This is a genomic window from Streptomyces sp. NPDC014764 (assembly GCF_043082785.1).
Classification (GTDB): Bacteria; Actinomycetota; Actinomycetes; order Streptomycetales; family Streptomycetaceae; genus Streptomyces; species Streptomyces althioticus.
The window spans coordinates 1-18,675 of record NZ_JBIBXY010000031.1 but is presented as its reverse complement, the minus strand read 5'-3'; the positions used below and the strand labels follow the sequence as shown (position 1 = coordinate 18,675).

General features: G+C 68.6%; 17 protein-coding genes and 1 pseudogene. 6 read left to right on the top strand and 12 right to left on the bottom strand.

Annotated features, from left to right (window positions below; translation table 11 throughout):
- Window positions 1-1,203 precede the first annotated feature (1,203 nt).
- Complete coding sequence (locus ACF1AG_RS33955; protein ID WP_391810975.1) at window positions 1,204-2,109, bottom strand: helix-turn-helix transcriptional regulator; 906 nt, start codon at window positions 2,107-2,109, stop codon at window positions 1,204-1,206.
- Between the two features lie 173 nt (window positions 2,110-2,282).
- Here ACF1AG_RS33955 and ACF1AG_RS33950 point away from each other — a divergent pair, with 173 nt between their 5' ends.
- Window positions 2,283-3,122 carry an SDR family NAD(P)-dependent oxidoreductase gene (locus ACF1AG_RS33950; RefSeq protein ID WP_230230052.1) on the top strand — a complete coding sequence of 280 codons (840 nt, stop codon included), beginning with the start codon at window positions 2,283-2,285 and terminating at the stop codon, window positions 3,120-3,122.
- Window positions 3,123-3,163: 41 nt separating this feature from the next.
- Window positions 3,164-3,940 (top strand): SDR family oxidoreductase, encoded by a 777-nt coding sequence (locus ACF1AG_RS33945; RefSeq protein WP_391810978.1) that lies wholly within the window; start codon window positions 3,164-3,166, stop codon window positions 3,938-3,940.
- A 343-nt stretch (window positions 3,941-4,283) separates the two neighbouring features.
- Here ACF1AG_RS33945 and ACF1AG_RS33940 read toward each other — a convergent pair whose 3' ends face one another.
- The 6 genes from ACF1AG_RS33940 to ACF1AG_RS33915 form a co-directional block, all read right to left on the bottom strand.
- The gene (locus tag ACF1AG_RS33940) at window positions 4,284-5,111 is read right to left on the bottom strand and encodes an SDR family NAD(P)-dependent oxidoreductase (protein WP_387799043.1); all 828 of its coding nucleotides are present in this window, start codon (window positions 5,109-5,111) and stop codon (window positions 4,284-4,286) included.
- Between the two features lie 499 nt (window positions 5,112-5,610).
- The gene (locus ACF1AG_RS33935) at window positions 5,611-6,003 is read right to left on the bottom strand and encodes an ester cyclase (RefSeq protein WP_387799040.1); all 393 of its coding nucleotides are present in this window, start codon (window positions 6,001-6,003) and stop codon (window positions 5,611-5,613) included.
- Between the two features lie 311 nt (window positions 6,004-6,314).
- Complete coding sequence (locus ACF1AG_RS33930; protein ID WP_387799038.1) at window positions 6,315-7,139, bottom strand: alpha/beta fold hydrolase; 825 nt, start codon at window positions 7,137-7,139, stop codon at window positions 6,315-6,317.
- Window positions 7,140-7,278: 139 nt separating this feature from the next.
- Entirely contained in the window at window positions 7,279-10,035 is a 2,757-nt protein-coding gene (locus tag ACF1AG_RS33925) for an ATP-binding protein (protein WP_391810974.1), read from the bottom strand.
- A 142-nt stretch (window positions 10,036-10,177) separates the two neighbouring features.
- Window positions 10,178-10,840, bottom strand: coding sequence for an NADPH-dependent F420 reductase (locus tag ACF1AG_RS33920; protein ID WP_387799034.1), 663 nt, complete (start codon window positions 10,838-10,840; stop codon window positions 10,178-10,180).
- A complete protein-coding gene (locus ACF1AG_RS33915) occupies window positions 10,837-11,706 on the bottom strand; it encodes a helix-turn-helix transcriptional regulator (RefSeq protein ID WP_387799031.1) in 870 nt (289 codons plus the stop codon). Before ACF1AG_RS33915 ends, ACF1AG_RS33920 begins: the two co-directional genes overlap by 4 nt.
- A 113-nt stretch (window positions 11,707-11,819) precedes the next feature.
- On the opposite strand from ACF1AG_RS33915, the gene ACF1AG_RS33910 reads away from it, so the two are divergent.
- From ACF1AG_RS33910 to ACF1AG_RS33900, 3 genes are all read left to right on the top strand, one after another.
- The gene (locus tag ACF1AG_RS33910) at window positions 11,820-12,518 is read left to right on the top strand and encodes an SDR family NAD(P)-dependent oxidoreductase (RefSeq protein ID WP_387799030.1); all 699 of its coding nucleotides are present in this window, start codon (window positions 11,820-11,822) and stop codon (window positions 12,516-12,518) included.
- Between the two features lie 317 nt (window positions 12,519-12,835).
- On the top strand, window positions 12,836-13,228 hold the full coding sequence (locus tag ACF1AG_RS33905; protein WP_387799027.1) for an ester cyclase: 393 nt from the start codon (window positions 12,836-12,838) through the stop codon (window positions 13,226-13,228).
- Between the two features lie 57 nt (window positions 13,229-13,285).
- Complete coding sequence (locus ACF1AG_RS33900) at window positions 13,286-13,606, top strand: transposase family protein (RefSeq protein WP_387799024.1); 321 nt, start codon at window positions 13,286-13,288, stop codon at window positions 13,604-13,606.
- Between the two features lie 228 nt (window positions 13,607-13,834).
- On the opposite strand, the gene ACF1AG_RS33895 is transcribed toward ACF1AG_RS33900, so the two are convergent.
- From ACF1AG_RS33895 to ACF1AG_RS33875, 5 genes and pseudogenes are all read right to left on the bottom strand, one after another.
- A complete protein-coding gene (locus ACF1AG_RS33895) occupies window positions 13,835-14,248 on the bottom strand; it encodes a hypothetical protein (RefSeq protein ID WP_391810977.1) in 414 nt (137 codons plus the stop codon).
- A 151-nt stretch (window positions 14,249-14,399) separates the two neighbouring features.
- Window positions 14,400-14,972: pseudogene (locus tag ACF1AG_RS33890) on the bottom strand (ISAs1 family transposase); the annotation flags it as partial.
- A 230-nt stretch (window positions 14,973-15,202) separates the two neighbouring features.
- Complete coding sequence (locus ACF1AG_RS33885) at window positions 15,203-16,021, bottom strand: SDR family NAD(P)-dependent oxidoreductase (protein WP_387799020.1); 819 nt, start codon at window positions 16,019-16,021, stop codon at window positions 15,203-15,205.
- Window positions 16,022-16,331: 310 nt separating this feature from the next.
- On the bottom strand, window positions 16,332-16,604 hold the full coding sequence (locus tag ACF1AG_RS33880) for a hypothetical protein (RefSeq protein ID WP_387799017.1): 273 nt from the start codon (window positions 16,602-16,604) through the stop codon (window positions 16,332-16,334).
- 523 nt (window positions 16,605-17,127) lie between these two features.
- A complete protein-coding gene (locus ACF1AG_RS33875; protein WP_387799014.1) occupies window positions 17,128-18,018 on the bottom strand; it encodes an alpha/beta fold hydrolase in 891 nt (296 codons plus the stop codon).
- 86 nt (window positions 18,019-18,104) lie between these two features.
- On the opposite strand from ACF1AG_RS33875, the gene ACF1AG_RS33870 reads away from it, so the two are divergent.
- Complete coding sequence (locus tag ACF1AG_RS33870; RefSeq protein WP_387799011.1) at window positions 18,105-18,581, top strand: MarR family winged helix-turn-helix transcriptional regulator; 477 nt, start codon at window positions 18,105-18,107, stop codon at window positions 18,579-18,581.
- The last annotated feature ends 94 nt before the right edge of the window (window positions 18,582-18,675 follow it).

Genomic DNA, 18,675 nt, shown 5'->3' with positions numbered 1-18,675 from the left:
CTATGTAAGTAATTAACCACTCGCATACGAGGTTGTCAAGCGCCCGCTCTCCACGCGCAGACCGACCGCACTCAGTCGTGGTCGACTGGCCTCCGTCGACGGCGTGTGCCGGCAGACAGGGGTGAAGCCAACTGACACGCATCCGTCGGGTCGTGATCTGCACATGTCGCCGCCGAAGAGCACGCCGGCCTTGGGCGGCGGGCTGCGGAACGTGGTGGGGCCCGCCTGCGGCAGGAAACCCCGGCGCTCGGGTGCACTCCGCACCGGCAGACCGCCCCTGCCCAGTGCGTCCGGGTGCACCCGGTCGACCCTGTGGCTCGCGTCCACGCGCAACGACGTCAACTTCGTGACGGCGCCTATCGGTGAGGCTTTGAAACTCCTGTGGGACGCCGGGACTGGCAACACCTCGGACGCCCGCCGGGGCGGTGCTCTCCTGGCTGAACTGGTGCGCGGAGTACGGCTAGGACAAGCCGGCGGTCCTGGTCCGGACGAAGCGGGTGTCGGTACCGGACTTCCGAACTCCCGGCCCGCTCCAAGTGGGCCGGGGACCGATCCATTGCCCGCCGCGAGGTCCACCTGCGCGGGAAAGCTCCGTGGCGGATGCTCTACAAGACCGCATGGCGGTGGGAGGAGACCTCCGACGTGAAGATCGAGGACCTGACGCCCGGAGCCAGGCCCGCCGCCGTGGTCAGGCGCGCAAGGACTTTCGTGCCGGGTTCGTCTAATGGGATGTCGGCACCGCCCGCCTGCTGTCCCGGCTGGGCGCGACCGCACCCGCGGGCCCGTGTTTGTCACCCACCGGGCCCGGCCCGGGGATGGCCCTCAGCGCACGCGACGTGTGCCCGGACACCGGCCTTGCCCGCCTTTCCTACGGTCGGACCCTGCTCGACGAGCACACCTCGTGGCCGGGGGGCCGGCTGGGAGCTGCACCAGTATCGCCATTGCGCCCCGACCCGCCTCGAGGAGCAGGGCGCCTCTCTGCTGATGCTGATGGCGAAGTCCCGGCACAAGAAGCCCCAGAACGTGCGCCGTTACTTCACACCCTCCTCGGAGGTGATCTCGAGCTGATCGGCCTGCTTGCCCCGGGCACCACCAGCCGTTGATCGTTTACTGTCCCGGAGTGCGAAGCACCCGGGGCGTGGGGGAGAGGCTGCTGTGCGGCGGGTGCGTCCCGTACTTGGTGACGACCGCAGCGGGCTCGCGTCAGTCGTGCGCTCCTGGCGTTTGCGTTGTGAGGCTGCCGGTATCGGCTGCCGTCCTGCTCCATTGGGCCAGCAGGCGCATCGAGGTCTCGGACGGGCTGCCGGGTTCGGTGCCGTAGACGAAGAGGATCTGGTCGGGGTCGTCTGCGGGGGTGAGGGCCTGGTAGGTGACGGTGAGGTCGCCGACGAGCGGGTGGTGGTAGTCCTTGGTGCCGGTCGTGCGTTGATGGACTTTGTTGTCGGACCAGAAGCGGCGGAATTCCTCGCTGTGTATGGACAGGTCACCGACCAGGGCACTGAGGGCCGGGTCGTCGGGGTGGCGGCCCGCGTCGAGGCGGAGCATGGCGGCGGTGTCGGCGGCGACGCGGGGCCAGTCCCGGTACAGCTCGCGTGCGTGCGGGTCGAGGAAGACGAAGCGGGCCTGGTTCCGCTCGGCCGCGGGGAGGGCGCGGAAGTCGGTGATCAGACGTCCGGCGAGTGGGTTATGGGCCAGCACGTCGAGGCGCCGTCCGAGGATGAAACCGGGGCGGCCGGCCTGCTGGAGGATCTCCAGCAAGTCCCAGGTGGCGGGGTGGACACGCTGGGGGCGGGGGCGCCGACGGGCCTGCCGGGGCCGTGGCCGGGCGAGGGTGTGCAGGTGGCTGCGCTCAGCGTCGTCCAGGTGCAGGGCGGTGGCGAGCGCGTCGAGAACCTCTGTGGAGGCGCTGCGGCTGCGACCTTGTTCGAGGCGGGTGTAGTAGTCCACGCTCACCCCGGCCAGGTGGGCGAGTTCCTCCCGTCGAAGGCCCGGCACCCGGCGTCGGCCCTGACCTGGGTCGTCGAGCCCGGCTTCCCGCGGAGTGAGGCGGGTGCGGGCGGAGCGGAGGAATTCCGCCATGGATGCGCTGGTGGAGTGCTCACGGTCCATATACCCAGGGTCGCGCGTTCACCGAGGTTTCGGCGGCGGGAGGGTGGCCCACTTTGTCCCCCGACCAGGCGGACCCTTTTGAAGCCTATTTCTCCTGCTCAGAGCTGTTTCAGTGGATGCCGGAGCCCGCACCGCAAGGGGTGTCGGGCGAAGCGAACAGATGGAGGCATCCCATGGCGACGTGGTTCATCACCGGCGGCTCCCGCGGGCTGGGACTGGAGATCGCGCGGGCGGCACTGAACGGCGGCGACAACGTCGTGGTCGGCGCCCGTGACCCGCAGAAGCTGCCGAAGGAGCTGTACCGGCACGACCGCGTTCTCGGTGTCGCCCTCGACGTCACTCGCAGTGAGGACATCACCGCCGCAGTCGAGACGGCTGTGGAGCACTTCGGCACGATCAACGTCCTCGTCAACAACGCGGGGCGCGGTCTGCTCGGCGCGCTGGAGGAGATTACCGACGCCGAGGCGCGGTCCCTGTTCGACCTCAACGTCTTCGGGCTGATCAACGTCACCCGCGCGGTCCTGCCCGTGATGAGGGCGGCCGGAGCCGGAAAGATCGTGCACATCGGTTCACGTTCCGGCTTCGAGGGGGAGCCGGGGGTGAGCATGTACAGCGCGTCGAAGTTCGCGGTGGCCGGTATCAGTGAGGCGCTCGCGGTGGAGTTGGAGCCGTTCGGGATTCAGAGCATGGTCGTGGAGCCCGGGGTCTTCCGCACCGACTTCCTCGACGCCAGCTCCTTGTCGACCGCGGCCGAGCGTATCCCCGCCTACGACGGCACGCCGGCCCACGCCACCCTGGACTGGATCGACACCGCCAACCACACCCAGCTCGGCGACCCGGTCAAGGGCGCCGCCCTGATCTACGAGGTGACCTGCCAGGACAAGCTGCCTGGACACCTGGCCCTGGGGCGCGATGCGATCGAACGCCAGCTGGTCAAGATCCGCAGCCTTCAGGAGGACCTCGCAGCCTGGCAGGACAAGTCCGCCGCCACGGCCTGCGACGACGCCGCCTGACCACCCCGAACCCATTCCGAACACAGGAAATGTCTCTCACCATGACGTACCTACTCACCGGCCGGCCGTTGGACAGCCGTGTGGCCGTGGTCACCGGAGCCTCCAGCGGCATGGGGGCGGCCACCGCCCCCCGGCTCGCCGAACTGGGAGCCTCTGTCGCCGTAATCGCGCGCCGCCAGGAAAAGCTCGACTCCCTCGCCGCCGACATCACCGCGGCCGGCGGAAAGGCCCTACCCCTGTCCGTCGATGTCACCGATCGGACGGCCGTCCGCACAGCCGCCGACCAGGTGGCGGACACGCTGGGACCGGCGGACCTGGTGTTCAACAACGCGGGCGTGCAGTTGATCTCCGCCACCGACGAACTCAAGGTCGAGGACTGGCAGAGGCAGATCGATCTCAACGTCACGGGAGTGATGAACGTGATCGCTGCCTTCCTCCCGCACCTGACTGCCAGCGCCGAGCGCGGAAAGTCCGCCGACCTGATCAACACCTCCTCCATCGCGGCGACACGCATTCTGGAGAAGTTCTCGATCTACTCGGGGACCAAGGCGTACATCAGCCACCTCACCCGTCTCATCCGAGTCGAACTGGGCCGGAAGAACGTGCGGGTGAGCGCCATCGAGCCTGGCATGGTCGACACCGAACTACCCGACCACGTCACCGACCCCGACGCCAGCGCCCTGATGGCCGGCCTGCTCCACGACATCGAGTGCCTGCGTAGCACCGACATCGCAGAGACCGTTGCCTTCATTGCCGCTCTTCCCAGGCACGTCAACATCAGTGAACTGACCATCCTGCCCACGGCCCAGCCTGTATAGGGCAACAGACAAGCGGTGCACCTGCGCTGCTGAGGTCGCGCTCTGGCTCACACCGGTCGGGGCACGGCCGTCATGCGTTCCGGTCAACGACTCAGCTCTGGTGCGTCCAGAGCTGAGTCCCGCGGCCTGCCGGCTCCCGGCGCTCAACCGTCGCCGGTGGCGTGCTTGTCGCGCAGGGGCCGCAGCCCTTCCGGGCAACTCGGGAATGGAAGACGCGGCGTTCATCGGCAAGGCCTCCGCCCTTGGCATACCTCATGTACTCGGCATACCGCAGGGATCACGGGCCGTCAGCCCTCCGACACCACACTTCGAAGGCCAGCAGTTCTCTCGTCGAAGAACAGCGCTACGTCGCCGGTTCGGCGAGGGCGGCATCGGAGGTCGCCCATAGACGTGCTGCGTAGTCCGCGTTGAAAATATCCGGTTTCGGACGGATGGCATGACGGGGGCCGTAGAGGGCTCCGCTGGTCAGTTCCTCGGCCGGTGTCACCGCGAGTCGTACCAAGCGCCGGGCTGACTTTTCCGGGCTGATCAGGAACGGCGCGTAACGGAAGAAGAGGCGCAGTGATGTATCGCGGTTGATGTCGGTCCTGGCCACACCGGGGTGCAAGCTGAGGCTCAGAATGTCGGGCCAGCGTTGCGCGGCCTCCATCGCGAAGAGCACGTTGGCTGCCTTGGAGCTCTGGTAGACGGCGAAAGCGCTGTAACCCTGCCCGTTGTGACTCAGTCGTTCGGGATCGAACCGCACATTGGGCGCGGGGCGCACGGCGGTGTTCACGATCCTGCCCCCGCGCAACCTTTCGCGCAGCAGTTTGCTGAGCAGGAAGGGGGCCAGGTGGTTGACCTGGATGGTGGCTTCGTGGCCGTCCGCTGTGCGTCGGTAGACTTTCGTGGCCGTGCCGGCGTTGTTCGCCAGTACGTCAATTCTGGGGTATGCGGTCAGCAGGTGGTTCGCGAGCGCTCGGACGTCGGCCAGCCGCTCGAAGTCGGCCTGGAAGTACGCCGGCTCGACGTCGCTTCCGGCGGCGCTGACCCGGTCGACGGCGGCCGCCAGCCGGTGTTCGTCGCGGCCCACCAGGACGAGTCGGTCGCCCCGGGCGGCGAGATGTTCCGCGGCGGCCAGCCCGATGCCCGAGCTCGCGCCGGTGATCACGATGGTGCGTGGTTCCGTCATGCCGGTGTTCCTCCTTGGTTCTGGGCCGTCGATGCGGCACGACGCACAGAAGGCGCCGCGGCTTTACGCAATTGGCGAACCACGTGCGGCTGTCGCAGATCGGGCTCACCGTAACTTGGTCGCGCAGGCACGGCTTTGCCCTGGCACGGCGTGCCTGACCAAGCTGATCCCGACGCACTCACGTCACTGGCCGCTTCTGGTACAGGGGTGACTGGCGGGCCGGGGCGGGCGGCTGAGGGCTACTGCCACCGGCAGATGATCGACGCGGGTCCGTTGCCTCTTCGACAACGGCATCGTATAGCGTGCGCTGCCGCTGGGGTTTCCCGCCGTGGCTGCGGATGTTTGCCTTCTTCGCCCTTGCGGACGGTGTATCGGCTGGGAGCGGTTCAGGTCTGGAGCCGGCCGTGTGGGGCGGAGCAGAGTGGGGGTGTCCCGCCCTTCCGGGCGGGGCCCCCGCTTGCTCTGCCCCGGCTCTTGGCGGGTGGCCAGGCCGGTCGGGTCAGCCTGCGAGTTGCTGCTGCATGGTCTCGGCGTCATGGACGGCCGACATGTGCAGGAACTTCCCGTCACGGACCCGGTAGATGGCGTACTCGACGATCTCGATCGACTTGCCGGTGGGAGCCGCGCCGAGCCATTCCTTGGCGGGTGTACCGGTGTTGATCGCACGGACGGCGATGCTGTCGCCGTTGATGGCGAGCTCCTGCACCTCCCAGTGGAAGTCGGGCACCGCGTCGACGATGCTGTGCAGCTGGGCGATGAGCGCCGCACGGGAACTCGGCTCGCTGTGCATGATGATCGATTCGTGGACGAATTCCTCCATGCGGTCGAACTCGCGTGCGTTGAGCGCGTCGACGTAGCTCTGGTAGAAGTCACGCAGGTTGGTGCTGGACATGATTTTTTCCTTTTCCGTGGTGCCCCGAAACCGGGGCGGGAACGAGCGGTATCTCTTCGTGGGGCTGCCCCGTGGGAATGCGGGGGAGCGGTGGGCGGGGTGTGCCACCAGGTGAGCGCGCCGGCACGGTCGGTCACCGTGAGGGTGGGGCGTGTGGGGCCCGAGAGCGGTGATTGCGCCCCCCTGCCCCGGCGCTCTCCTCGACCGGGCTCCCGGTCAGCGGTTCTCGGAACCCTTTCGGGCCCGGCTCGTGTTGGTACGGCTGGTTGTCCTGCGGTCCCGGTGAACTGTCTGCCGGGACCGGGCCGGTGTCAGCTTTCGATGAAAGCGAGGAGGTCGGCGTTGACGGTCTCGGCGTTCACGGTGGCCATGCCGTGCGACAGTCCCGGGTAGACCTTCAGATTCGCGTTCTTGACCAGAGTGACCGCCAGTTCTGCAGAGGCGGCGATCGGGACGATCTGATCGTCGTCGCCGTGCATGATGAGCGTGGGTACGTCGAGTGCCCGGAGGTCCTCGGTGAAGTCGGTCTCCGAGAACGCCTTGATCCCCTCGAGGTGCGCCTGCGCGCCACCGGTCATCCCCTGGCGCCACCAGTTCCGGATGACACCCTGGGACACGTCCGCGCCCGGGCGGTTGAACCCGTAGAACGGCCCGGAGGCGATGTCTAGGTAGAACTGGGAGCGGTTGGTGGCCACAGCCTCGCGGAAGCCGTCGAAGACCTCGACCGGCAGCCCTCCCGGGTTCGATGCGGTCTGGACCATGAGCGGCGGGACCGCTGCGATGAGGACGGCCTTGGCGACCCGGCCGGCGCCGTGCCTGGCTACGTACCGGACGACCTCTCCTCCGCCGGTGGAGTGGCCGACGTGGACGACGTCACGCAGACCGAGGTGATCCACCACGGCGGCGGCGTCCGCCGCGTAGTGGTCCATGTCGTGCCCGTGGCCGACCTGGGCGGAGCGCCCGTGACCGCGGCGGTCGTGGGCGATGACTCGGTAGCCCCGCTGGACGAGGAACAGCAGCTGGGCGTCCCAGTCGTCCGAGCTCAGTGGCCAGCCGTGGTGGAACATCACCGGCCGGCCGGTGCCCCAGTCCTTGTAGAAAATGGCGGTTCCATCGCTGGTGGTGACGAACGGCATGGCTTCCTCCTCGTGGTTCCGTCCGAGTGCCGGGCGGATTCGATGTCTCCACGAGAATGGCTCAGCCACCGTACTGACAGCTTCCGTCAACTGACTGACATCAGGCCGACGGATTGCTTACGTCAGTGCCGTCGCAGTACTACAGCCCGGCCGGCGGCTCGAGCGGCAACGAGCCCAGAGCGTCGCGAAGTTCGGCGCGCGAGGTGATACCCAGTTTCGGGAACACGCGGTAAAGATGGGACGACACCGTCCGCGCCGACAGGAACAGCCGCGACGCGATCTGCGGGTTCGACAGCCCTTTCGCCGCCAGCCCGGCGACCTCCAGCTCCTGCGGGGTGAGGGCTTCCCCCACCCTGCCCCGGACGGTCCGTGTCATTCCGGTGGCCCTCAGTTCCGCCGCCGCCCGAGCCTCCCACGGGCGGGCCCCGAGCTCCTCGAAGTGCCTGCGGGCGGCGGTCAACTGAGTCCGGGCCTCCCGGTTGAGTCTTTGACGGCGCAGCGCCTCGCCGTAGGCAAGATGAACACGGCCGACCTCGAAAGGCCATTGTCCGGCGCCCGGAAGGCCGAGGGCCTCCTCGAAGGACCGGGCCATGTCCTCGGGAGCCGCTGTCATCGCCATGACCGTGGCCACCGTCAGGGCGAATCGTGACGACAGGTGGCCGATGCCGGCGTCGCGTATCGCTTCGGCGTGCCGTCGTGCTTCCGTGTGCCGTCCGGACCGCAGGGCTGCTTCGACGAGGTCCGGTGCGGACAACACCGCATCGGGGTTGAAGGGCGGCAGCACACCGGGGGTACAGATCACCGTGGCGTGCCGGTAGGCCGTCTCGAAGTCTGCGGCGCCGACGGCCGCCCGGGCCGCCGCCTGGTGGGCGTGGTTCACCAGGCGCCGCAGGTCCCTGGGTCCCGACCACTCCCAGATGCTCCGGCAGTGCTCCTGACACACGTCGAGGTCGCCGCGCTGGGCCGCGGCCATCGCGGCGAAGTAATGCCCCACTTGAGCGAACGCCTGGTATCCCATCTCTTCGCACAGTGCTATGAGTTCGGCCGCGGCATCGGCCGACGCCTGCCACCGGCTGGCGTACATGTGGTCGATGGCGACGAAGATCAGGGCCGGCATGCTCGATCCCACGGCGCCGCCGTCGCGTATGACCCGCAACACGGCCTCGCGACAGTCCGGGAGCCGGTCGAGGTACGAGGCGATCAGGGCGGTGCGGATGACCACGTCGGTGTCACTTTGGCCCTTCAGCCGCAGGATCTCCTCGTCCAGGCGGCGCAGCGTTTCGTCGGTGACGGAGCCGAGGTCGTGGTGGATGCGCCCCAGTGACGCCGCGGCGGACGGCGATGTTTCGGGAAGCTGGTCGAGCACGTCCAGGAGAGGTCGCCAGTGCTCCTCCCGGCCCGAGAACACGCTGGTGAGCGTGAGGATGAACAGCGCGTTCTCCAGCTCCTGCGGTGGCAGGGCGGACGGGGCCGGAGCCTGCTCGATCGCCTCCCTCAGGAGCGCGTGGGCCGTGTCGACGTCGCCCTCCGTCACGAGTGCCAGGAAGCCGGCGGTCGTAGCCGATGAGAGCGACCGGGCCGCGGGGCCGCCCTGCACCTCGCGCATGATCTCGTGAGAGAGGTCCAGATGGCCCGAGACCCAGGCAGCGATGTACGCGGCCTGGGACAGGCGGCGTCTGCGGTCCGCCCGGCCGGGGCTCAGCTCGGCCGCGTGCCGCAGCCTCGCGACCGCGCCGTCGGCGTCGCCGCGCCGCAGGCCGGCCACGGCCGCCGACTCGATCACCGCGGCGACCGCCTCGTCGGGCACCGTCGTGGCTCTCGCGAGGTGGTCACCGCGGCGCTCGGGCTGGTCGGCCAGCGCGTCGGCCAGTCGGCGGTGGGCGCCGCGTCGCTGCTCGCCGGTGGAGCCGTCGACCACCGCGGACCTGACCAGCGGATGCCGGAAGCGCACGGCGCGGCCGTCTTCCGTGACCATGATCAGGTGGTCGCGCTCCGCCGGAGAGAGCTCTCCGAGCCCGCCCGGCCCGCCGGCCGCCTGGAGGACACCGATGTCGCCGGAGCCCTCGAGAGCCGCGAGTAGCAACAGGTCGCGCGTTCTGGGCGGCAGCCGTTCGACGCGGGCGCCGTACAGAGCACGGACGTCTCGTCCCGGGCCGCTCGGCCACCTCGCCTCGTTGCTGGTCCGGTCGCCGGACACATGGATGGATCCGGCGAACTCGAGCACAGCGAGGGGATTTCCCTGCGCGTCTCGTGCCACGGACGACCGGACTCGAGGGGGGAGGTGGGCAAAGTGCCGGGTCAGCAGGCGCAGTGCGTCCGCGTCGTTGAGCGGCGAGACCTCGATCTCCGTCAGGCCGGTGGACGGGAAGAGCTCACCGGACTCCGGCCGTTGGGCCCCGAGCAGACCGATGCGGCGGCCCGCCAGTCTCCTGGCGACGAATCCCACCGCGGCCCGGCTCGCCTGGTCGACGACATGGAGATCGTCGACCACGAGGAGCAGCGGCTGCTCTGCCGCGGCCTCGTCGAACAGGGACAGTGCCGCGTTCAGGACGGTGATCCGGCTCGGTGCGAGGCCGGCGCCGAGACCGAGGGCGACCTCGAGGGCCTCGCGCATGGGACGCGGCAGACGACCCAGTTCGTCCGGCAGCGCGGCCACGAGCTGATGGAGCGCTGCGAAGCTGATGTCCGTCTCGTACTCGACACCGCTCCCGCGGATGACTCGGACTCCCTTCGCGACCGCCAGCTCGGCGGTCGCGTCGAGGAGCGCCGTCTTTCCCACACCAGGCTCACCGGTGAGAAGGACGGTGGCTCCGTCCGTCACAGCCTTGTCCAGGAACATCGCGAGTTCGGCCAACTCGCGGTCCCGGCCGACCAGCCGGGTCGGTTCGAAGCCCACGTCCGTCACTGAACCTGCCTGTCTGGCATCCACTGTGCTCCTCCCTCGCCGGGCGAAGCAGTCGAATAATCAGCCAAGCATATGGCCGGAAAGTGTCTCAATGGTGGGCAGCATGTACGAGGAGACCCTGAGAACACACGGCTCAGCCCCGGACGGGGTACCTGATCCGGCGGGCGGCGGCCAGGTTGGCGGCGAGTTGCTCGCGCGTCTGGTAGGCGTGCGACTGCCAGGCGGGCTGGCCCGGGCCGCTTCGCCAGGACTCGCTGAGCGGGCTGTTGTCGACGGTGTCGAATCCGAACTCGTCGTACAGGCGTGTGACGAGTTCCACCGCCTCGGGGTGGTCACTGGAGACCGAGAGCGCGTGCCGGCCAGGAGTGCCCGCAGGAGTGGCGGAGAGGAAGAGGCGCGGGGCCTGGATGTGGGTGAACGCCTTGGCGACCTTGGATGCGGGCAGCTGCTCCTGCCGCAGCTCGTGCACGGTCTTTTCCCCCGAGTCGACGGCCTCGAAGTGGCCGTCACGCCAGGGCATGTAGTTGTTGGTGTCGAGCACGATCTTGCCGGCCAGCTGCTCCGCGGGCATGTCGTTGACCAGTTTGAGGGGGACGGCGATGATCACGAAGTCGCCCGCTTCGGCGGCTTCGGACGCTGTCGCGGCACGGGCCGAGGGGCCGAGTTCGTCGACGAGATGTGTCAGTGTCTCGGGTCCTCGTGAATTGGCGATGACCACCTGATATCCGTGGGTCACGGCTGCCCGGGCGAGCTGGCTGCCCACCTCACCCGCCCCGATGATGCCGATCGTGCTCACGCGATGCTCCTGGGAGGCGAGATGATGCCGGCGAGCTGCAGCTTGGACTCGTCCTCGCTGCCCGGGACCGCCGTGTAGGCGACGACCTTGAGATCGGTGTCCCCGTCCGTCAGCACGTCACAGTCCACGCTCACCTCTCCGATGTCGGGATGCCGGACGGTCTTGCGGTCCTCGGCGTGCCGGCCCACTGCGGCGTCGGCCCAGAATGCGGCGAACCGGGGGTTGCCGGAGACCCTGCTGGCCACCAGCTCGGTCACGCGCGGATCGTCGGGGAACCGGGCCGCGGCCCGGCGCAGGTCGGCCACGAGGGCCCGGTCGGCGGCCTCGGCGTTGACCGGTGTCACCGGCCAGCTCGTCAGACGGCCGCGGTCCGAGGCGACCGGGAAGCGCAGCCGCACCAGATTGCGTTCCTCGGCCCCGATCCGCAGGGGGTCGCCGAACAGCGCCGCCCACCTGGGGTTCCACCAGACCAGCTGCCAGTCCGCGGCGAAGACCGCGACCGGAGTGGAGTCGAGCAGGGTCAGCAGCCTGCGCATGCTCGGCGGAATGTCGTAGACGACCTGTTCGTCCTGTGGCGGCCGGATCCCGGCGAGACGGTGGAGGTGATCTCGCTCGTCCTCGGAGAGCCGCAGCGCACGGGACAGCGAGCCGACGATCTGCTCGGAGGGGCTGACGGCCCGGCCCTGCTCGAGACGCACCAGGTAGTCGACGGAGAGACCGGCCAGCTCGGCCAGCTCCTCACGCCGCAGGCCCGGCGACCGACGCGCCCTGTCCACCGGCACTCCGACGGTCTCCGGCGAGAGCCGGTCCCGCCAGGCCCGAAGCGTCGCTCCCAGCTGATTGTCCACGACATGTTCCTTGGTCACCCCTGAATCGTAGGTAACCGCACGCCCATCCGGTGCTCGCGGAGGTAGTACTGCTGTTCCTACCGAAAACCGTTCCCTGGCTGCTGGCGGCAGACTCGGTCATGGTTTGGGGCATGCCCAAGACCACGTTCATCACCGGTGCCAACAAGGGCCTCGGTTTCGAGACCGCCCGCCGCCTCACCGAACTCGGCCACACCGTGCTCCTCGGCGCCCGCGACGTCGACCGCGGACGTCGTGCGGCGGCCGAGCTCGGCGCCCGCTTCGTGCGGATCGATGTCACCGACGACGCCTCGGTCGCGGCCGCGGCCGCCGATGTCTCGGCCCACGAGGGCCGGGTCGACGTCCTGATCAACAACGCCGGCATCACCGGCGGCGTCGTGTCCGCCGAGGAACTGACCGGCGCGGAGGCAGCACGGGTGCTCGACACCAACGCGGCCGGCATCGTGCGGGTCACAACGGCCTTCCTGCCGCTCCTGCGCGCCTCCGACGCTCCGGCCGTCGTCAACGTCACCAGCGGCCTGGGGTCCGTCGCACTCACCCGCGACCCCGAGCGTGTCGAGTCGAAGGTGATCGCCCCCGCCTACGCGGCCTCCAAGGCCGCCGTCACGATGCTGACCACGCAGTACGCGAAAGCTTTCAGCGACGTCCGGTTCAACGCCGCCGATCCCGGCTACACCGCGACCGACCTCAACGGCCACACCGGCATCCAGACCGTGACCGAGGGAACCGACGCCATCGTGACGCTGGCCATCGAGGACCCCGGCGCCGGAACCGGCCGGATCATCGACCGCTACGGCCCCCTCGGCTGGTAAAGCGCAACGGACGGCCGGACCCGTGCCGCCGGCCGCTGCCCACCTAGGCACCGGCACTCCACCAGCCAACGCGCCCCGCTCAAGGACCGGGCCTTCCGGCGGCACTCCCTCCCGGACAAGCAGCCGGCACACCCCTGACACCCCGTTCTTTGGGCGACTCACGGATGAGATGAGGCCAGGCTCACGCGGCGGGTACGGGAGGGCGCCGGTCCATCACTTCGCACCCCCCTGACGCGAGCGGCGAGTCGAGTGGGACATCCCTCCTCGCCGCTCCCTCGGTCCCCACACAGGGATCGAACACCCAGAAGGAGATACTCATGTCTGACACCGCCCTCAAGGACTGGTACCTGCGCTACGTTGCGGCGCTCAACGCCCACGAGTTCGACGGGATGGACGAGTTCATCGCCGACAACGTCATGCTGAACGGCGAACCGGGTGTCCGCGACGACGTCATCGCGGTCCAGAAGCACGACGTCGATGCCGTTCCGGACCTCCACTGGGAGGTCAAGGAGCTGCTGTTCGACCGGGACCGGATCGCCGTGCGCGCGGTCAACACCGGTACCCCTGTGAAGGAGTGGCTCGGCGTTCCTCCCTCCGGCGCCTCCTTCGAGATCACCGAGTACGCCATCTACAAGGTCAGCGACGGTCGCTTCGTACAGATGACGGCACTGCACGACTCGTCCGACCTGCTGCGGCAGTTGACCGCCTGAGGTCAGCCGGTGTCGACGGGAAGCCCGGGATCATCGACGGCACCGAGATACCGGTCCTTGCGCCTGGCAGCCGAGCGCAAGGACCGGGACAGGTCCGTCTCCGGCAAGAGCAAGCAGAACGCGGTCAAGACCATGGTCGTCGCGGACGGGGACGGCCGCGTGTTGTTCTGCAGCCCGACCAGGCCCGGCAGCTGCGCGGACATCACCCCCGCCCGCCAGTCAGGGCTGGTCACGCTCCTGGCCGACGGCCCGCGGTCGCACCGCAAATTCAAGAAGAACGCCCCCGACTGGTATGAGGAGATGCACGAACGACAGCGCGAGGCGCACTTTTCACGCCGCATCCGGGTCGGACACGGCATCGCCCACCTGAAGAACTGACGGGCCTGGCCCGCCACCTTGGCCGCCGCGAACACACCAGCGACACCGCCCAGGCCATCGCCGGACTGTTGTCCCCTCAGCGGGCCGCGGACCTGGCCGCGGCACGACCGATGTGAATGCCGAGCCCCATCGCGATTCTCGACGCCTCACCGCCTACCGCGCACGACGGGGGGCGTTGCACCTGACCAGTCCTCCGCGCCAGATATACGGCTCGCTACCAGGGCTTGATCAAGTTCCGTGGGGGTCCGGATTGTTGGTGATGCCCAGGATGGTGAGTGCTCGTCCGGGTTCATCGCGGATCGCCCGGGTGGTCTTGGCGATGTTCTCGGCTCCGAGGGTCTTCAGCACGCCGATGGCAAGGTTGCGGAAGGTTGCCATGGCGCGAGGTGCGGTCCCGGTGTGAACGGTGGAGGCGTCCTCGGCGAAGGTGACGTCCCTGATGTGGTGCGAGGAGTTCTCCACTCCCCAGTGCCCGCGGATCGCGGCGGCCAGATCGGCCGGGCCGGTCTGGTGGGCGTCAAGGCTGGTGACGGCGTAGACGCTCTCGCGGGTCTCGCGTTCGCCGGTGGGCTTTCGCCGGCGGTGGACACGGATGGCCAGGCGGGCGTGAGGAAAGGAGATCCCGCCGAGTTGGTCCGCGATGGCGCAGGTCTTGATCGAGCGGGACTCCCGCCTGCCGTGCCCGGAGGCGGAGGCGGTTTGCTGGAACGGGAATGTCCCGCCATGGCAGGGCCGCGAGCTGGCTGTGAGCGGTCGGCTGGTTGGTCTTGATCACGGCGATGTAGTGGGCCTTCTTGGCCTCGACCAGCCAGGAGACGTTCGCCTTGACCGAATGCAGCGCGTCGAAGGTGACGACAGCGTCGGCCAGGTCCAGCGGCGCCAGCAGCGGCCGGAAGTGCGTGGTTTCGTTCGTCTTCGCGCCGACCTCCACCTGGGCGAGGGTCACGACGCAGCCGTGGGTGACCGCGGAGGGCAGATGCCGTCGCGCCGAGGTGAGACGGGCTGAGCCCTTGAGTGCTTTGCCGTCGACGGCAATGACGCGCCGCCGCCCGGACGCAGACGTTGTCACGGCGGGCTCGGTGGCAGCGCGGTGCCGGTCGGCCAGGTAGGCACCCACAGCCCGGTCCAGGGCTTCACCGTCGATGGCCCCCAGCACCCGCCCGATCGTGGTCGGCGCCGGAGTGCGCCGCCACCTTAGGGGATGGCGGCGGATACCGATGACCGTCAGCAGCGTGTTCGGGGCTCGCTCGCCCCACTCGGCAAGTTCGTCGATGCTCTTCGCGCCCGAGACGACCGCGCAGGCGCACACCAGCAAGATCGCCGTCAGCGAGTACCACCGGCCCCGCCGCGAGCGGGGGTCGGGCACCGAGTCAAGGTAGGGGTGCAGATCAGCAACCCGGTCAGCGTCCAGCGGCCCCAGCTTCACCAGCACGGCAGGGATGGGAGAAGATATGGCAGCAGGCACGGGCCACCTCGTGATCGTTGGGCTTCAGACACCACAATGATCACGAAACCCGTGCCTGCTCTGCTATGCACCCCAACTGGTCGCTACCCGACCAGTCGTACGAACCCGGAACTTGCAACTGCCCTGGCTCGCTACCCCTTGTTGAGGTCGAGCAACGTTGTGGTGGCCTCCCACAGTTGCGGTCCGATGGGAGGTGTCTTGATCGTGCGTGGTTTGCCGTTCTCGTAATACGCACCGGACACGATGCTGTCCTCGGGTGCGGGGGCGACGAACCGCAGCAGTTGCCGTGCCGCCTTCTGCGGGGACTGGAAAAACAAGCGAGGCACAGGCGTCCGGAAAAGTGAGCCCACGAGGCTTCGGCTGGTCCTGGCGAAGTTCGACGAGACACCACCGGGATGGAAGGCCACCGCGGACAGGCCCTGCCCGTGGTATCGGTCATGCAGTTCCCGGGTGAAGAGTATGAGTTCCAGCTTGGCGTTGCCGTAGGCGCGTACGGGTGAGTAGTTCCGCGCATTGTCAAGATCGTCTAGGTCGACGCGTGCTGACAGTCGCGCGGCGTTGCTTGATGTCTGCACGACGAGGGCCTGGGAAGCCAGCAGGGTATCCAGCAGCAGGTTGGTCAGCAGGAACGGCGCGAGATAGTTGACCTGGAACGTCTCCTCAAAGCCGTCTACTGTGACATGGCGGTCCCCGAGGATCGCCCCGGCGTTGTTGACCAGTACGTCGATGCGCGGGCAATGATCGGCGAGTTGTGCGGCCAAGGTGTGCACCTGGCTCAAGTGGGCGAAGTCGGCGACGAAACAGTGCACGCCGAGCTCATCCGCGACCGCCTTGGTTTTGGCCTCGGACCTGCCCACGACGACCACATGGTGTCCATCATCTACCAGTTGGCGTGCCGCGGCGGCGCCGGTTCCATCGCTCGCACCAGTGATGACAATGGTTTTCGGCAAGACAGGTTCCCTTCGAATCGAATGCTGTACCAGCGCCACGAAGCAGCATGTCTCACGTGACCTATTTGACTAGCCCCGAATGCGCCCGTCCTACAGGGCTGTTGTTGGCTGGGGCGGATCAACTCCCGGCAGAGGCACCTCATACAGCGGAAAGAAAATCAACGGCCGTAAGCGGCACCTGGCCGTCGTCATGCGCGGCATGCCCTGGCAGAGCGTGGTCATCTCCGCCACAAACGCGACGACCACCCCGCCCACGATCAGCTCTTCCGCTCCTCCACCTGGATGATGGTCACTCCTATGGTCCGCCACCTCACCCGCCCACCGCGCAGCGAGCCTCAAACAGCCACGGGAACCACGCGGAGCGTACGAAGCCCGGGGCGGCGTACCGGCCGCCGCCCCGGCGCCACGCCGTGAGCGGGACCGACGCGAAGCCGACGCTGGCCAGGCAGTACATGAAGGCGAAGGAGTCGTTGGCGATGAACTGGTGGCCGTTGGTGATCCCGAGGTAGGCGACCCCGGGCAGGAAGAGCGCCACCGGTACGCCGAAGCCCAGCACCTCGCTCCGGTTTCGGACCTTGGCCACGCTCTCCCCCTGCGGTCGACGTCTCACCCGGCACCGTACCGGCCGGGCCCCACCGGATCCGCAGATCGGCAGGAAGGGCCAGGAGGGCGGGGTCGGCTTCGTACGCCGTGCGCAAGTAGTGGTCGAGGAGGTGATGCACGGCGGCCTCGCGTGCTTCGCGTGGTTCCTCTGCGAGCGCGCACTCGGCGTAGACCCTCAGCAGGTCGTGGAAGACGTACCGACTGGCAGCGTGTTGTTGCAGGAGGTTGACGTTGGTGAGTTCGGTCAGTGCCGTGCGGGTCCGGGGCGGGGAAAGGCGGCTCGCGGAGGCGGAGGCGGCGTCCGTGTCGCGCCTCCGACGCCGCCAGGAGCGAGGATTCCGCCGCTGACTCGGCCGCGGTCGGCCGAGGCACGCGGTATCGGCGCGGGAGTTGCCCACCTCGGCGGCACGAATCCGGGAGGCAACGGCGCTGCCCCGGCGCGAGGCCACGTCGGCGGCAGCCCGGAGAGGGCACTGAGGGGGGCGGTGCGGGGACTCGGCCGTTCAGCGGCTCCGGTCGACGCGGTCGACGAAGTCGCCGACCGCGGTGGTGAAGGCGGCGGGCGCCTCCTGTGCGACGAAATGCCCGACGTCCGGGATCGTGACCGCGGTGACGTCGCCGGCGACCTGGCGCATGGTCCGCTCGGTCATGGGGGCGTTGATGCCGTCGACGGCGAGCACGGGAACGGTCAGCGGCCGGGACTCGGCCAGTGCCCGCATCCGGTCGCCGCCGGTCAGGGAGGAACGGTAGAGCCCCTCGGTTCCGCGCCAGCCGCCCGGCCGCGTGTAGGTGCGGGCGAACTCGTCGAGGTCGGCCCCGGTGATCCCGCCCGGCACCAGCGTCATCGCCGAGACGGCCCAGTCGAGCATCGTTCGCTCGTGGCCGGCCAGGAACAGCTCCGGAACCCCCGGGGCAGCCAGGAATCCCACGTGCCAGGAGCCGCCGTTCCTCACGTCGGCCAGCATCTCCCAGCCGTAGCCCGGAAGGGTGGTCTCGACGCCGGTGAAGCTGAGGACGTCGCCGGGATGCGTGGCCGCGAACGCGAAGACCGGCCCGCCCCCGATGTCCTGGCAGGTCACGTGCACGGGCCCGACACCGAGGTGGGCGACCAGCCGGTGCAGGTCCTCCGCCATGGTGGCCAGGTCGTGGTCGTCGTCGGCGATGCCGGAGTCGCCGAAGCCGCGCAGGTCGACGGCGAACACCCGGTGGGTGGCGGCGAGCAGTGGGATGACGTCGCGGAAGGCCCACCAGGACTCCGGCCACCCGTGCACCAGCAGGATCGGGGAGCCGGTGTCGCCCGCCGAGACGTAGTGCAACGTGGTGCCGTTGACCTCGGCGGTGTGGTGCGTGACGCCGGCCACGGCGGGCGAGGCACTCACGGAGGAGCTGGTCATGCGATGATCCCCACGATAGACAACCAGGTTGACTCCAGTATGGTCAACCTGGTTGTCCAAGTCAAGGGAAGATTTAGACTGCGGACATGTCCTCACGATCCGGCGCCGATCTCGCCCTGCTACTCCTGGGCAGCTATCGCAACATGGTGGACGAAGTGGTCCGGGAGCTGGCGAACCGGGGATACCCCGACGCCCGGCCGTCGCACGAGTACGCGATCCGGGCCATCCGAGCCGGCGCCGACAGCGCCTCGGACTTGGCCCGCAGACTCGCCGTCACCAAGCAGGCCGCGGCGAAGACGATCGCCGCGCTCGTCGAACGCGGGTACGTCACCACCGAGACCGACCCCGCCGACAACCGCCGCAAAAACATCCGGATCACCGATCACGGGATCGGGCTGATCACCGAAGGCGCGGCCATCTTCGACGAGGTGCGGGCCCGCTGGGAAGTGCGTCTGGGCGCCGCCGAACTCGCCAAGCTGGAAACACAGCTCGCCCAGTTCGTCGGCGACTCGCCCATCAACCTGGACGCTCCGGGCTGGGCGGCGGGACAAGGACTGCACTAAGAACTCCTAACGAAATGATCTTCGAGGTGGTTGGATCACTCCGGGACTGATGATCCGGGGGTGCGAGGTGGCGCGGCCGAAGCCGTGGGAAGTC